The organism is Coprococcus sp. OM06-34AC (assembly GCF_003462545.1).
Taxonomy (GTDB): Bacteria; Bacillota; Clostridia; order Lachnospirales; family Lachnospiraceae; genus Coprococcus; species Coprococcus aceti.
The window spans coordinates 160,669-176,013 of sequence record NZ_QTZF01000001.1 but is presented as its reverse complement, the minus strand read 5'-3'; the positions used below and the strand labels follow the sequence as shown (position 1 = coordinate 176,013).

Below are 15,345 nucleotides of genomic sequence, written 5' to 3'. Positions count from 1 at the left end.
GAATTATATTAAAAAGAAACAGGGAACAGCAGATAACGGTCTAAAAAAACCGGCAAGTATGAAATGCCATACATGCCGGATAAACTGCGATATTACAATCTGTCTTAAAAAACACAGATAAAATGTCTTATAACACCTTTGAAAGAAAATCCTTAAGTCTAGGATTCTTAGGGTTGCCGAAGAATTCCTCCGGTGTACCGGATTCAAGAATCTGTCCGTCGTCAATAAATACGACCTTATTGGCAACCTCCCTGGCAAATCCCATCTCATGGGTAACAATAATCATTGTCATGCCTTCATCTGCAAGAGCCTTCATGAGATCAAGAACCTCACCGACCATCTCAGGGTCAAGAGCGGAGGTTGGCTCATCAAACAGAATGACATCAGGATTCATGGCAAGCGCACGGACGATGGCAACACGCTGTTTCTGACCGCCTGAGAGAGTAGATGGATATACATCCGCCTTGTCCTCCAGACCGATCCTCTTCAGGAGTTCCTCCGCTTTTGCATGTGCCTCGGCAATGATCTCTGATTTTGTTGTTGTTATTTCCTGCTTTGTCTGCTTTTCCTTGCGGAAGAGATTGGTGACAGGAAGCAGAAGATTATGCCGCTTTGCCTTTTTCAGATCCTGACATCTGACATAGACAGGAGCAAGCATGATATTCTGTATAACAGTCTTGTTGTTATACAGATTGAAATGCTGGAAAACCATACCCATATGACGGCGGTGTATGTTGATATCAACCTTAGGGTCTGCTATATCAACACCATTGAATATAATCTGGCCGCCGGTGGGATCTTCCATACAGTTCAAACAGCGAAGAAATGTACTTTTACCAGAACCTGAAGGACCGATAACAACCATTATATCGCCTTTGTCTATGGTGATATTGATGCCGTTTAAGACTTTGTTATCACCGAAGCTTTTTTCAAGATTAATGACGTCTATCACTCTTTCTCAGGCTCCTTTCCATTAATTTGATTCCCAGGCTGATGAGAAGCACCATCACGATGTAGATAAGTGCCATGACCAGATAAGGGACCATGAATTCGTAGCTGTTACTTCCGATGTAGTTGAATGCAACGTAGAGATCAGTTGCTCCGACAAAACTTACAACTGAAGTCTCCTTTATTAAAGAAATAAATTCATTTCCAAGGGTTGGCAGAATATTCTTGACTGCCTGAGGTATAACGATTTTGAGCATGGTAGTCGAAAAACTGAGTCCCATGGCACGTCCACCTTCCATCTGACCTGGATCAACGGAGAGTATACCACCACGCATGATCTCTGAGATGTAGGCACCGCTGTTGAGTCCAAATACAAGCATAGCCACCTGAACCCCTGTCATGTGTCCTCCCACTATAGGAAGAAGAACATAGTAGAAGAGAAGAAGCTGTACAACCATAGGTGTTCCACGGAAGAAACCTACATATACACTGCAGATCGCATCCAGAACTCTAGGCAGACGCTTGTACTTTGGAATTACCCTGACGGTAGCAATGAGGGTACCGATTATTATACCGATGATAAGACCGGCAATGGCTATTATCACAGTATTCTTCAGACCCTCGACTACCTTAACATACCCGTTGTTGTCGATGAATATTTCTATGAACTTTTGTATTTTTGTAGAAATGTCTCCCATGAAATATCCTTTCAAACATAATTGGCGTTAATACTAAAATTACTAAATCCGAATTAAAATTTACTGCATTGCGTTAAGAGCAGCAGTGATGCTGGCTGCTGGAGCGGCATCGATGATAACATAGTTGAGGTTACCATTTAAAAGATCCTGAACTGCAAGTGAACCGCTCTTGTAGCCGGTTGAAGTCATAGCAAGTTTTGTGAATCCCCAGTCTGCGTCACCCTCGCAGTAGAACTGTCCGGTAGTACCTGTCTGGAAACCAATCTTCATGTCTGAGCCTTTAGCCTGAAGGATCTTGTTGACATCATCAGCTGTCTTGCAATCATCAAACTCTGTATTGTCTGATGTAACGATAAGCTTCTGAGAAGCCTTGTAGTATGAATCTGAGAAGCTTACATACTCCTCACGGTCTGGCTTTATAGTAAGACCTGCCATAGCGATATCACACTTGTGCTGACCAACTGAGAGACAAACAGCATCGAAATCCATGTTCTGGATAACGAGCTCCTTGCCAAGCTTGTCTGCGAGAGCCTTAGCTATCTCCATATCGACACCATAGTAGTTCTCACCCTTTGTATACTCAAATGGCTCGAATGCAGCATTTGTTGCAACTACAAGCTGATCCTTGTTTGCATCGAGTGTTGCCGACTCAACGGCAACTGGCTCGCCGTCACCGAAATAGTGATTGCAGATCTCCTCAAATGATCCATCCTCGTTCATTGACTTGATGAAATCATTGACCTGTGTTAAGAGCTCAGGCTGATCCTTATCAACACCGAAAGCATACTGCTCGTCTGTAAGGTCAATCTCTATGACCTTTGCAGTCTTCTTTGATGATGAAGCACTCTCTGAAGCTGCCTCCGAAGAATCATCCTTGCTTCCACATGCAGTAAGAGCTGTCATAGCCAGAACTGCTGACATTGAAATTGCTAATAATTTTTTGAGTTTCATTTTTACATCTTCCTTTCATATTTTATCTGAATAAATATACCATTGTGTTTCAAAAAAAGCAATTAATATATGAAAAAACTCGTTATAAAAGTGAGAAAAAGTGAGATTCCTAATAAAAACAGGATTTTATTCATGATTTATAAATAAACATTGTTATATGAATAGTATTTACTATATAATACATTTGTATCATTAAAAAAATGAAACTCATATTTAAATATGAAGAATACAGGGAGGTCAGATTATATGAGATACGAGATCAAAGGCGGCATGATGCCTGTGGTAGAAATCATTTTGGAGGCAGGGGAATCTATAAACTGCGAAAAAGGTGCAATGGTATGGATGTCTCCGAATATGCAGATGCAGACATCAGGTGGCGGAGTAGGCAAGATGTTCACCAGGGCCATATCCGGTGAATCGATGTTCCGAAATACATATACGGCTCAGGGGGGACCTGGACTGATAGCATTCGGTTCAAGCTTTGTGGGAAATATCATGGCGGTTGAGATAGAACCTGGCAAGGAGATCATTTGTCAGAAGTCAGCATACCTTGCATCGACACCGGGAATCAATCTGGAGATAGCTTTTCAAAAGAAGATAGCCGGTGGGTTCTTCGGAGGTGAGGGATTTATTATGCAGAGGATTACAGGTCAGGGAATAGTGTTCCTTGAAATCGATGGTTCAGTTGTGGATTACATGCTTGCACCTGGACAGCAGATGGTTATTGACACTGGTTATCTTGCAATGATGGATGCAACATGCTCCTTGAACGCAGAGACAGTAAAGGGTGGTGCCATGAATATGTTCTTTGGAGGAGAGGGATTCTTCAATACAGTGGTAACAGGCCCTGGCAGAATAACACTTCAGACCATGCCAAAGTCACAGCTTGCCGCTGAGATAGCATCCATGATACCATCTAAATAACCAATAGAGCCATATATTTAAGCCGACCCCAAAAGAACACTGCAGCATCTTTCAATGTCGGCTAACTTGAAAATAAAAAGTTAAATATGAAATTTTGACGAAAATATAGTCGAATACAGTGATTAAACTTAGATTTTTCAACCAAAATTTGCGAAATACTACAAACTTATGCGATTAAGGTCTAGACAACCGGAGAAATAAATTATATGATACAAGGGTTGAACGTTAGAATCGTCTATTTAATATAGAACGTTTTGACGTGCAACCCGGACATATAACTATAACATTGTTAGGTAGCAAGGGAGACTTTTATGAAAGCGTACAGTGAATTATCAAAAGAAGAGTTAATGGAACTTAGAGAGCAGCTGCTTGCGGCATATGAGGAGAAGAAGGCTCTTGGCCTGAACCTTGATATGTCAAGAGGAAAGCCATCACCAACCCAGCTTGGAGTATCTGTTGGTCTTATGGATGTTATCAACAGTGATTCTGATATGAAGTCAGAGTGTGGCATAGACTGCAGAAACTATGGGTGCCTTGATGGAATTCCAGAGGTCAAGAGACTTATGGCTGAGATGATGGGAACCACTGAGGATCATATCTTCATCGGTGGTAACGCAAGTCTTACTCTTATGTTTGACACTGTATCAAGAGCATATACACATGGAATAATGGGAGAGACACCTTGGTGCAAGCTTGACAAGGTGAAGTTCCTCTGCCCTGTTCCAGGATATGATAGACATTTTGCTATCACAGAGCATTTTGGAATAGAGATGATCAACATACCTATGTCAGAGACAGGTCCAGATATGGATATGGTTGAAGAACTTGTAAATTCAGATCCAACAGTAAAGGGTATATGGTGCGTGCCAAAGTACTCAAACCCACAGGGAATCTGCTACAGCGATGAGACAGTAAGAAGATTTGCAAATCTCAAGCCTGCGGCTAAGGACTTCAGGATCTTCTGGGACAATGCCTATGTCATCCATCATCTGTACGAGGACAATCAGGTAGAGATACTTGATATCATCGGGGAGTGTGAGAAGGCAGGCAATCCTGATATGGTATTTGAGTTTGCTTCAACATCAAAGGTAAGCTTCCCTGGTTCAGGAGTTTCAGCTATGGCTACATCACATGCAAATCTTGAGGATGCCAAGAAGCATTACACAATACAGACCATAGGAAACGATAAGGTAAATCAGCTCAGACATGCAAGATACTTCAAGAACCTTGACGGACTCAAGGAACATATGAAGAAGCATGCAGATTTCATGAGACCAAAGTTTGAGGCAACTCTCAAAGTCCTTGAGGAGGAGCTTGATGGACTTGGAATTGGTTCATGGATCAAGCCTCTCGGCGGATATTTCATATCATTTGACGCCATGGAGGGCTGTGCAAAGGAGATAGTTGCAAAGTGCAAGGAGGCTGGAGTTATTCTCACAGGTGCAGGAGCAACATTCCCATACCACAACGATCCAAAGGACAGCAACATCAGGATCGCACCTTCATTCCCTACACCGGAGGAGATGCAGCAGGCAACAGAGATATTTGTTCTCTGTGTAAAGCTTGTAAGTGTTCAGAAACTGCTTGAGGTGTAAAAGGCGACTTCTGTGCAACGACTCCGCGGGCTATATCAATTAAAGAAATACAATTAAAAAAAGTAATAATGGTCAAAAAAGATCTCATTCATATGGATGGGATCTTTTTTTGTGCGGCCATTCACATTATGACTGTTTGACCGATTTTGTGATTATTCAGTCAATAACGATCAAACGAACAAAGAAATATGAACAGCGCAAACGGTTGAAAACTTCTGATTATACACAAAGTTACAAAATATTCATAAATTAGCCATAATTTTGGCGATTTTTCATCATTGATATATCACAATTAGGTATCTATAATCTAGAGGTGATAAGAATAGGTTTATTGTGTCGTAATCTGACATAGAGAGCAGGGAGGTGGCTGGTTGTTTAATTATTATATATACAGATCCTACTTCAATGCCAGGCACAGCTTCAACGGTGACAGGGAGAAGATGCACGGGCATTCATTTACGATCGTCACATATATAGGAATGAAGGACCAGAGTGAGGATATACCTTTCTTCAAGCTGGAGGCGATAGTTTCGGCGTTCATAGATCAGTACAGAGGCAAGTATCTGAATGAGCTTCCTGAGTTTCAGGGGTGCGAGAATACGCTCGAGACGATTGGCGATTATTTCTATGAAGAACTCAGACAAAGACTTGAGAAGAATGGAATGGAGCTTTATCAGCTTGATATATCCGAGAATCCGCTCTGCGTGTATCAGGTGTCAGACAGACTGTTGCTGCCTACTATGAATATGGATACGAGTAACAGGAATTATCAGAAGATATTTGACGACATACTGAGACTTGAGAGTATGACAGGAGCAAACAACTTACAATAGATTTTACTACAAGAGAAGGCGTGATTATATGAAGAACAGAAGAACTAAAATGAAGAGACTTACAGGAATTATAACTGCGATATGCATGGTGATCATCTTTTCGGGTGTTTCCATATTCGGGAGTCAGGCACAGACACTCTCCGATGGAAATGGCGGCAGCATGGAAGTGACAACGGATGGCGAGTACATCTATCTGGAATACAGTGGTTCGTGGACTAATTACATTCAGCAAATATTTGATATATCTGTGAATGGACAGACAGCTCCGGGGGCATTATCCAAGTTGGTTATTAACACAGGCAACAATGGCGATGGTTCATCGTTTAACGTGTTAAATGCATGGTATCAGGCAATCGACGGCGCTACTGGTTATACGACAAATACCGGCGCATCGTCATCTGGCTGGGGATATGCGGATATGTCCTGGAGTGCAAAGGTGCCAGTTAGCACATATGGAACGGATGTACGGAATATAACAATAGGCTGGAATGACAATACGGCTGAGCTTGATATAGCAGGTGACAGTTCATCATCTGAGACGACTACAGAGGCTGGAAGTGAGGCAACCACGGAGTCTGCGGATAACAGTACAGAGGAGACTACTACCGAGGAAGTTACAGAGGATACCACGGAGGCTACAGAACAGGTAACAGAGAGCACTACAGAACAGACAACCACTGAGGTCAGCACATCAGAGAAGGCAACGGAGAATGCCACAACAGAAACTGGAACTACAGAAGAGATAACAGGGCCTGTCACATCAGGACTTGTGATCGATGGATATTATGGTGAGTGGAGTCAGTATCCGTCAGCGGATATAACATACAACAGTAACAATGGTTACTCGACCCACAAGGGACAACTTGCAGTGGAGAATGGAAGACTGTATGTACACTTCTCCATGAACGATCTGTATACATCCCAGATGCAGTTCCAGTTGTGGAATATCACAGTGGATGGAAAATCATGTGTACTTAATATACTCCCTGTAAATTCCAACGGATCCATAAACTGGGGTGGACAGACCAACGGCTTTGGAGCCGGAATATACAGGAATTTCGGAGTATTTGCAGGCTATTACAATGATGTGGATGGCGATGTGGCATTTACGGTATATGATCCTGTACATACTGAGACAGGCAAGGGTGATGAGATAGAGTTCTCCATCTCACTTGACAAGTTAGCCGATTACCTTGGCATAAAGCTGGATCAGGGTGCAACCATCACTGTGTCCAACCCGAATATAGGTGCAGAGGGAGTTACCATAACCGGAACACCTACAGGCCCTTGGGCCGGTGCTGCCATAGCCCTGCTCATGGCCGTAGGCGGAGTAATAGTATATAGAAGAAAGAGAATCTAACCGGCTGAATGTTATAGCAGGATGTGAATATAAATGAGAGGAGGTGCACACCGATGATGAATATAGTTTTTGTTATAGTATTGGCACTTTGGATATATATATTGACCGTGCTGAAACGTGGAAAACTGGATTTCTGGTATTTTATAACCGGAAGCATAGGACTTTTTGTGTTCATGCTCATCAAGGTGGAGCCTGTCGTTCTTGCACCTCTTCAGAAGAGCGTGTCCGCTGTTGCTGGCATGTTCGGAGACATGACCGGTATATATGAGGGATACTTCAACAAGAATATAGTGTTCATAGCGACCGGTGACGCCAACCTGTCCATGTATATAGACTACGAGTGTTCAGGAATAGTGGAGATGCTGGCATTCCTTTCACTTCTGTGGTTCTTCCCCATGTACCATACATACGAGAAGGTGGTGCTCAGTATAGTTGGACCGGCTCTGATATTTGCGGCAAATGTACTCAGGATATTCACCATATGTCTCATTGTCCATGTGTTCGGCGGAGGTTCGTACTTCGTTGCCCACAGCATAATAGGACGTCTGGTGTTCTATGCATGTACTGTGCTTTTGTATTTCTTTGTATTTACAAAGGCTCAGATCATCAGACAGAAGGTAGGAGGTTTCAGATATGACACTGATAACACAGATCTTTCATAGCTCCATACTTTTCTGGGCGGCATGGGTCATCATACCGATCGTCATGGAGATTATACCTACTATTGGCAATTTTTTCATACTGATAAAGAAGAAACTGGTGTCGAGGAAGGAGAAGGCGATCAACTTTTCTCCGGAGATAACACTTATCATACCTGTGTATAATCAGGAACATAGCCTTCACAGATGTATAAGCTCCATAGATGCGTCAAGTTATCCTAACAGCAAGATATATATACTTGTTGTAAATAATATGAGTACGGACCGGAGCTTTGATGTATTCTGCAAATGTCAGGAGGAATTCCCAGATCTGACAATGAACTGGGTAAATTCAAAACAGGGCAAGTCTAAGGCTCTCAACCTGGGGCTTTTCAACAGCTACGGCAAATACATCATACACATAGACAGTGACGGTGTGCTCCAGAGGGATGCCATCAGGAACATGGTGACCAAATTCGAGAGGAATCCTGACATCGACTGCATGACCGGAACGATCATGACCAACCCCGAAATGGTCGATGATACCGACAGATTTGGACTCAGACTGCTTAGAAAGCTGGAGTTCTTTGAATACTGTCAGGCGTTCCTTGCTGGCAGGAATTTCCAGTCGGAGTTCAATAATATATTTACTTTATCAGGTGCTTTCTCAGCATTCAGACGATCAACCATCATGAAAACCAATATGTACAATACGGATACTGTGTGCGAGGACACCCATGTAACGTTTCAGATAAGGGATGTGCTCGGAGATAAGGTAGCTCTGTGCAGTGAAGCTATATTTTATGTTGATCCAATAGAAGATATGAACAGACTATATATACAGAGACAGAGATGGCAGAGGGGCGAGATAGAGGTTGTCCACATGTTCATGAAGAACAGGATGAACGCTGTGCGAGGATTTTTCTCTGACTTCATTGTGAGACTGGTTATGTTTGATCACACATTTGCATTCCCGCGTATGATATGGTACTTTGCGCTGATATGCCTTGGAATATTCCAGGATTATCCGTTTGCGCTCATCATAGATTCAGTCATAATCATGTATCTTTTGTATGTGTTTACCACAACACTGCTATATATATGTATAAGTCTTTTTCTGAGTCCGTTTAAACAGCTCAGAAGATATTACATGAGAAAATGGTATCTTGTATTCCTGCTTCCTCTGTACAACTTTGTCGTGTTCTGGTTCAGATTTGCAGGAATAATCAACTCCATGAAGTCTAAGGGAAGCTGGAAGATGCAGAATTTCAGCGAGGAGAGACAGACGGCATGGAGCATCATAAAGCATGACTTCCGCTGGCTTGGAAGATTGGTGTACAAGGTGACAGGAAGGAGAAAATGTCATGAGCAGGAAAGCTGAAAAGAATAAGACATATAGAGGACGAGTTGTGGCAGCTTTTGCTGTTGTTCTGTTCATGATAGCTCTGGAAACCATATACTATGGTTATCACATGAAAACCAATAGAGACAACATCTTTTCAGCGTATAAGGACGACCAGCTGCAGACGGTATCTATTCTGGCTGAGAGACTGGAAGGTTTGAGTGAGAAAGATATGGAGTCAGTCATCAATGAAGTAGTTGATGTATCCGGTTCGGAATGGGCGTTCCTTATAGAAGAGGATGATATCATGTTTATCAAGGATGCGGCAACTACGGCGGAACTGTCTAACATGACTGCATCAGGTCTGGACGAATATATGAGCGAACAAAGGGGAATAGTCAGTACGGCTTCTGTTGCCGGATCTGGTTACGTTGTCGGGATATATGCTGACAGGTCATATGTTCTTTCGTCATACGGAGTGAAAGATTTTGAATTCTATATCGTAATAGCTGTGATAGCAGCCTTCCTTGTCCTTGGCGGCATGGTTATAGAATATGCCGGCAGGATAGGACATATGGGCAGAAAGGTTCAAAGATTAGAAGATGAACTTACAGCGAGAAATGAGAAATTCGATGAATATGAGAGACTTACAGAAAGCTATGGGGAAGAGTTAAGGCAGAAGGATATTGAGCCTGCAGATAAAAAATCAGGTAGATATTACGATATGGAGGTTGTGGACTCTCTGCTCTCAAAATCGACAGATCCGGAGCTTTATCCGATCACTTTCTTGTTCATAAGTGTTCAGATGGGAGATCGTTATTTTTCAAGAGATGAGATATTCGGGATAATGGATTTCATAAAGGGCTGCATGGGATCTAATCATGTGACCGCAGAAATGTCAAAGGGCAATTTTGTTGTGCTTATGTATATGACAGATATGTCAACGGCTGAACAGATACGTGATAAGATGCTTGAAAGCTGGAAAAGAACCTCAGCAAATGAAGCGGGGGCCGAGATTAGAACAGAACTCAGAGCTGTCACAGACGGCGATGATCCGAGAAAAGTATTCTACGGGGAGGAGATGAACAGATGAGATTCAGACAATACAAATTCAAATTCTACCTCAATGCCAGACATGGAATATATAAAAATGGAGTACTTGGGGAGGTACATCCTCACACCTGGGAGATCGTCATAAATGTTGTCAAGGGAAGAGATGAGACTGTAAAGTTCCATCATCTGGAGCACAGAGTTGAAGAATTTCTGAGCAGATATCAGGACAAGACTTTGAATGAGATTGCACCATTTGACATGATAAATCCCACACTTGAGAATATGTGTGAGTATTTCAAAGATGAGCTGACCGAAATACTCAACAGAAACGGCTGGATATTCCTGATGATGGAGATGAGTGAGTCACCGTCCATGTCATATGTGGTTAGTCTCATTGATGACAGCTACACCGAAGAGATGCAGACCATCAATTCTCTGGCGGACAGGATATTGAAAGAAATAAAGCAGAGCCGTGATGAGACTATAGACAGGATTTATAGCGATATGTATAATAAATAAAATAGTTGACAAAATGATCGGTATGTTTTAACATAACGGTGTTATTAAACGTAACACTGTTATGTTATTTTATATTATAATTAAATGGGTGAGGATTATGGCAAAGAAAATACAACATGACAGCGAGACGAGGAAAGAGCTTCTAAAGTGTGCCAAGAAAGAATTCATGGACAAAGGCTTTATGGGTGCTTCACTCAGAAACATATGTCAAAAGGCAGGAGTAACAACCGGAGCACTGTATTTCTTTTTCAAGGACAAGGATGATCTGTTCTGTAATGTTGTTGGACACATGCTGGACAGCCTCAATGCTGCATTGACTGAACATTTTTCATTTGAAGTTGATGAGATGAACAACGGCATGGCATCAGACCACAATGAGGGCAGTGATTTTGAGTCGGCCAGAAATATTGTGCATGAGCTGTATAAACATAGAGATGAAGTACTTCTCGTGCTTACGAAGTCACAGGGTTCCAGCATGGAGAGCATGCCAGACAACGTGGTTGATCAGATGGATGCACATAATACATTTATATGTGAGGCAATGTGTAAGGCTTACGGAACACCGATGGTTGAGAGAAATGTTGTTCACTGGATGTCACATTCCCAGATCGACATGTTCGTATTTATGGTGACACATATTGACAATGAGAAGGATGCCTTGAAGTTCGTTGAGACAGGTATGAAATATCTGATCTCAGGCTGGTATGGCCTGGTTAAGCCGTGGCAGGATTCAGAATAAGATTTGACCGGAATAGAAAATTGAAAACAGTAAAATGAAAAATGTGGTACAGGGGAATCAAATTCCCATTATGTCTTATTACAGGTCTTCCGAATTACTGGGAAGACCTAAAAAAAGGCTTAAACCATAACAGCGTTATGTATGCAAATGAACATTTGAATAGCTACTAAAGTGTAATGGATTGCTATAAAAAATAAAGTAAATGAAAATTAGAACAACGAGGATATCATAAAGGAGGAAAAATTATGTATTTGGAAGTGTCAGGAGTAAAGAAGAGCTATGGAGAGGGTGGAAGCTATGTGCAGGTGCTTAAAGGTATAAACACAGGTATTGAAAAAGGACAGATGTGTGTTATACAGGGAACGTCAGGTTCAGGTAAGTCAACACTTCTGAACTGTATAGGTGGTCTTGACACCATGGATTCAGGTTCGATAAAGGTTGATGGAACAGAGATATTTGGTATGACCAGCGACCAGCTTGCGGACTACAGACGTGATAATTTGGGATTTATATTCCAGTTCTATAACCTTGTTCCAAACCTCACCGTGAGGGAGAACATACAGGTGTGTGAGTATCTGACAGATGATCCGCTCCCTATGGATGACTTGATAGAGACTCTAGGACTTACTGAGCATCAGAACAAGTTTCCCTCACAGCTCTCAGGTGGACAGCAGCAGAGATGTGCTATAGCGAGAGCTCTGGTTAAAAATCCAAAACTCCTCCTCTGTGATGAACCGACAGGAGCTCTTGACTCCAAGACATCCAGAGATATTCTTGTTCTTCTCGAGGAGATAAATGCGAAGTATGGAACGACTATGCTGATAGTAACACATAACAATTCCATCAAGAATATGGTGCACAAGGTTATCTTCATAAAGGATGGCCTTATAAGCAAGGAGTATGAGAACGAAGTGAGAGTTCCAGCGTCAGAATTGGAGGATTTGTAATATGCAGAAGGTTTTGAGAAAAAGAGTTCTGAGGGATCTGAAGGAGAATCTGTTCAGATACATAGCACTTGCATTTCTTATCATCATGGGTATGTATGTCATTGTCTCGCTGATAGGAGCCGGATATACGATCATTGACAATGGCGAGACACATGACGAGGCAAATAAGATAGAGGATGGTCAGTTTTCCGTATTCGTTCCACTGAGCGATGAAGAGATATCCCGGCTTGAGGATGCTGGCGCAGAGGTTGAGGGGATGTTCTACGAGGACTACGAGGTCATGGATGGCAAGACATTGAGGGTATTTGCCAACAGGGAGAACATAGATCTCGTGGAATGTGATGAGGGAAATCTTGCGGAGGCTGATGATGAGATAGTTGTTGAGAAGAGATTCAGTCAGGTAAATGATATTTCTGTCGGAGATATAATACAGATAGCAGGAAATGAATTCAAGGTGACAGGAATAGGGACATCACCTGATTATAATGCTCTTTTCAAGGAGATGTCAGATACTGTAGTTGACAGTAAGGTGTTTGGAACGGTATTCGTTACAGAGGGGGCGTATGATAAGCTCCATGCAACAGGCGAGAGTGTCAAGACTGAGACATATCTGTATGCGTTCAGACTCGAGAGCAAGACCACCTGTGATGACGTGAAGGATGCACTTGAAGACATCAAGGTCGACACAGACAGCATAGATGATGAGTATTTCCAAGAGTATTGGGATAGAACTGGCGCAGCCATAAACGATTTCAAGGATGGCATAAAGGATCTTAAGTCAGGCGCAAATGAACTTGCAGATGGACTTGGAGAACTCACTGATAACAACAGGAAGCTCAACAATGCGGCACAGGAGCTGTTTGAGGCATACCTTGAACAGGCGTCATCATCTCTCTCAGCGTATGGTTTGGATACAGAGCTCACAGAGGATAATTACAATGACGAGATGACTAAGATTGCCGACAGTCAGGGTGGAGTTTTGGCGATGAGTATTGAAAGTGCCCTGAGTGACATTGACAGCATCAAGGCATTCAAGGACGGTATTAAGGAGTATACCGACGGAGCTGCAGAGGCAAAGGATGGCTCGGATGAGCTTGCGGATGGAGTGGCAGAACTCAAGAAGGAGACGGATTCATTCCTCAAGGATTACGACACAGATCTTGCAAATATTACATCATTTGTGACAAGTGATGATAATCCGAGAACAGGCGGAGCCGCTGATGACCAGCAGATCAATGTACAGGCGGGATATTTCTTCGGTGTGCTGCTCATGCTTCTGTTCACATATGTCATATCGGTATTCGTTGTACATGGAATAGAGAAGGAGAGCAGCGTCATAGGTGCACTCTATGCCCTGGGGGTCAAGAGAAGAGATCTCATGATGCATTATCTGACACTTCCGGTCATAGTCACAACAGTTGCAGGCATAATCGGTTTCCTGATCGGAATAAGCAATGTTGGAATCCCTGTTCAGATGGCAGATGCATATGCGTATTATTCAATTCCTGCTATGGATGTGAAGATCCCGCCGATTCTTATAGTGTACGGTATCGTGATGCCGCCACTGGCAGCGATAGTTGTTAACTACTTCGTTATCAGAAATAAGCTCTCACAGACAGCTCTTTCACTTATAAAGAATGAGATCAAGCAGCCGAAGGGCAGCAATGTCGATCTCGGAGACATGGGATTTGTCGGAAGATTCAGAGTCAGACAGATGCTCAGAGAGATGAGAACAGGGGTGACCGTTGTGATTGGAATGTTTATAGCCCTCATATGCCTGATGTTAAGTCTTAACACTGCAACTTTCTGTTCAAAGGTCAAGAAGCAGAATGTGGAGGATACCCACTATGAATATATGTATACATATAAGTATCCTACAGAGAATCCCCCTGAGGGCGGTGAGGCAGCGTATGCTAAGACTTTGAAGAAAGAGGTATATGGTTACAACTGGGATGTGACAGTTCTTGGACTTTCAAAGAATACTAAGTATTTTGATGTTGACCTTAAGAATGGCAAGAACAGGGTTGCCATATCATCATCATTTGCTGAGAAATATGGTTATGGTGTGGGTGACGAAATCGTGCTCCACGACGAGGAGAATGATATAGATTATGGTTTTACAGTGGACAGCGTGACACAATATACTCCGGCATTTTATGTTTTCATGACTATAGATGATGCAAGGGAGCTGTTCGGAGCTGGAAGTGATGAGTACAATGTAGTATTTTCAGACAAGGATCTGGAGGTTGATCCTGCAAGACTTTACGCAACCACAACAAAGGCCGATATAGAGTCGGCTGCTGGAATATTTGCAGATCAGATGAGAAGTATGGTTATTATGATAGTTATTATCTCGACACTTATATTCGTAGTGGTAATGTATTTGATGATGAAGGTTATGATTGACAGATCAGCATTCTCGATTTCATTGATAAAGGTGTTTGGTTTCAGGACGAAGGAGATCAGAAAGCTATATCTGGATGGCAATTTCTTCATAATCGCAATCGGAGCAGCCATATGCCTGCCACTTGCAAAGCTTATAATGAGTGCAGTGTATCCTTCTCTGGTGTCAAATGTAAACTGCGGCGTCAAGCTGACATTTGCCCCATGGCTCTGGGCTGTGCTTTACGGCGGAATACTTGTCCTGTATTTCATAATCAACAGAGTTCTTGTTGGCAGGCTGAACAAGATAGTGCCGGCTGAGGTGCTGAAGAACAGAGAGTAAAGATAGTGGCAGTATGAAATAAAAGTACCTTAAAATAATATATGATTGCGGAGGCGGTATAAATAATCGTCTC

General features: G+C 42.4%; 14 protein-coding genes. 11 read left to right on the top strand and 3 right to left on the bottom strand.

Features of this window, described 5'->3' with window-relative positions:
• Window positions 1–127: 127 nt before the first annotated feature.
• From DXB91_RS00755 to DXB91_RS00745, 3 genes are read right to left on the bottom strand one after another with little or no spacing between them, the layout of a single operon-like run.
• A complete protein-coding gene (locus DXB91_RS00755) occupies window positions 128–952 on the bottom strand; it encodes an amino acid ABC transporter ATP-binding protein (RefSeq protein WP_004853032.1) in 825 nt (274 codons plus the stop codon).
• Window positions 936–1,646: an amino acid ABC transporter permease gene (locus DXB91_RS00750; protein ID WP_004853031.1), complete on the bottom strand. Its 711-nt coding sequence runs from the start codon at window positions 1,644–1,646 to the stop codon at window positions 936–938. Before DXB91_RS00750 ends, DXB91_RS00755 begins: the two co-directional genes overlap by 17 nt.
• A 60-nt stretch (window positions 1,647–1,706) precedes the next feature.
• Window positions 1,707–2,597: a transporter substrate-binding domain-containing protein gene (locus DXB91_RS00745; protein ID WP_118016579.1), complete on the bottom strand. Its 891-nt coding sequence runs from the start codon at window positions 2,595–2,597 to the stop codon at window positions 1,707–1,709.
• 246 nt (window positions 2,598–2,843) lie between these two features.
• Between DXB91_RS00745 and DXB91_RS00740 the strand changes: the two genes are divergently transcribed.
• From DXB91_RS00740 to DXB91_RS00690, 11 genes are all read left to right on the top strand, one after another.
• A complete protein-coding gene (locus DXB91_RS00740) occupies window positions 2,844–3,521 on the top strand; it encodes a TIGR00266 family protein (RefSeq protein WP_118016578.1) in 678 nt (225 codons plus the stop codon).
• 311 nt (window positions 3,522–3,832) lie between these two features.
• Window positions 3,833–5,116 carry an aminotransferase class I/II-fold pyridoxal phosphate-dependent enzyme gene (locus DXB91_RS00735; protein ID WP_117548867.1) on the top strand — a complete coding sequence of 428 codons (1,284 nt, stop codon included), beginning with the start codon at window positions 3,833–3,835 and terminating at the stop codon, window positions 5,114–5,116.
• A 371-nt stretch (window positions 5,117–5,487) separates the two neighbouring features.
• The gene (locus DXB91_RS00730) at window positions 5,488–5,949 is read left to right on the top strand and encodes a 6-carboxytetrahydropterin synthase (protein ID WP_117548868.1); all 462 of its coding nucleotides are present in this window, start codon (window positions 5,488–5,490) and stop codon (window positions 5,947–5,949) included.
• Window positions 5,950–5,977: 28 nt separating this feature from the next.
• The gene (locus DXB91_RS00725; protein ID WP_118016577.1) at window positions 5,978–7,309 is read left to right on the top strand and encodes a Firmicu-CTERM sorting domain-containing protein; all 1,332 of its coding nucleotides are present in this window, start codon (window positions 5,978–5,980) and stop codon (window positions 7,307–7,309) included.
• A gap of 53 nt (window positions 7,310–7,362) precedes the next feature.
• The gene (gene xrtG / locus DXB91_RS00720) at window positions 7,363–7,971 is read left to right on the top strand and encodes an exosortase family protein XrtG (RefSeq protein ID WP_117548870.1); all 609 of its coding nucleotides are present in this window, start codon (window positions 7,363–7,365) and stop codon (window positions 7,969–7,971) included.
• On the top strand, window positions 7,943–9,328 hold the full coding sequence (locus DXB91_RS00715; RefSeq protein WP_117548871.1) for a TIGR03111 family XrtG-associated glycosyltransferase: 1,386 nt from the start codon (window positions 7,943–7,945) through the stop codon (window positions 9,326–9,328). Before xrtG ends, DXB91_RS00715 begins: the two co-directional genes overlap by 29 nt.
• Window positions 9,312–10,382 (top strand): hypothetical protein, encoded by a 1,071-nt coding sequence (locus tag DXB91_RS00710; RefSeq protein WP_118016576.1) that lies wholly within the window; start codon window positions 9,312–9,314, stop codon window positions 10,380–10,382. Before DXB91_RS00715 ends, DXB91_RS00710 begins: the two co-directional genes overlap by 17 nt.
• Window positions 10,379–10,861, top strand: a complete 483-nt coding sequence (locus DXB91_RS00705) for a 6-carboxytetrahydropterin synthase (protein WP_118016575.1) — start codon at window positions 10,379–10,381, stop codon at window positions 10,859–10,861. The genes DXB91_RS00710 and DXB91_RS00705 overlap by 4 nt, the downstream gene beginning before the upstream one ends.
• A 97-nt stretch (window positions 10,862–10,958) precedes the next feature.
• Window positions 10,959–11,600 (top strand): TetR/AcrR family transcriptional regulator, encoded by a 642-nt coding sequence (locus DXB91_RS00700; RefSeq protein WP_158564563.1) that lies wholly within the window; start codon window positions 10,959–10,961, stop codon window positions 11,598–11,600.
• A gap of 245 nt (window positions 11,601–11,845) precedes the next feature.
• Window positions 11,846–12,547, top strand: a complete 702-nt coding sequence (locus DXB91_RS00695; protein ID WP_118016573.1) for an ABC transporter ATP-binding protein — start codon at window positions 11,846–11,848, stop codon at window positions 12,545–12,547.
• A gap of 1 nt (window position 12,548) precedes the next feature.
• Window positions 12,549–15,272, top strand: coding sequence for an FtsX-like permease family protein (locus tag DXB91_RS00690; protein WP_118016572.1), 2,724 nt, complete (start codon window positions 12,549–12,551; stop codon window positions 15,270–15,272).
• Window positions 15,273–15,345 lie beyond the last annotated feature (73 nt).

Coding starts and splice junctions, on each gene's coding strand:
- xrtG (WP_117548870.1), top strand. CDS start 7,363: ATGATGAATATAGTTTTTGTTATAGTATTGGCACTTTGGATATATATA.
- DXB91_RS00690 (WP_118016572.1), top strand. CDS start 12,549: ATGCAGAAGGTTTTGAGAAAAAGAGTTCTGAGGGATCTGAAGGAGAAT.
- DXB91_RS00750 (WP_004853031.1), bottom strand. CDS start 1,646: ATGGGAGACATTTCTACAAAAATACAAAAGTTCATAGAAATATTCATC.
- DXB91_RS00710 (WP_118016576.1), top strand. CDS start 9,312: ATGAGCAGGAAAGCTGAAAAGAATAAGACATATAGAGGACGAGTTGTG.
- DXB91_RS00705 (WP_118016575.1), top strand. CDS start 10,379: ATGAGATTCAGACAATACAAATTCAAATTCTACCTCAATGCCAGACAT.
- DXB91_RS00725 (WP_118016577.1), top strand. CDS start 5,978: ATGAAGAACAGAAGAACTAAAATGAAGAGACTTACAGGAATTATAACT.
- DXB91_RS00745 (WP_118016579.1), bottom strand. CDS start 2,597: ATGAAACTCAAAAAATTATTAGCAATTTCAATGTCAGCAGTTCTGGCT.
- DXB91_RS00700 (WP_158564563.1), top strand. CDS start 10,959: ATGGCAAAGAAAATACAACATGACAGCGAGACGAGGAAAGAGCTTCTA.
- DXB91_RS00735 (WP_117548867.1), top strand. CDS start 3,833: ATGAAAGCGTACAGTGAATTATCAAAAGAAGAGTTAATGGAACTTAGA.
- DXB91_RS00695 (WP_118016573.1), top strand. CDS start 11,846: ATGTATTTGGAAGTGTCAGGAGTAAAGAAGAGCTATGGAGAGGGTGGA.
- DXB91_RS00715 (WP_117548871.1), top strand. CDS start 7,943: ATGACACTGATAACACAGATCTTTCATAGCTCCATACTTTTCTGGGCG.
- DXB91_RS00740 (WP_118016578.1), top strand. CDS start 2,844: ATGAGATACGAGATCAAAGGCGGCATGATGCCTGTGGTAGAAATCATT.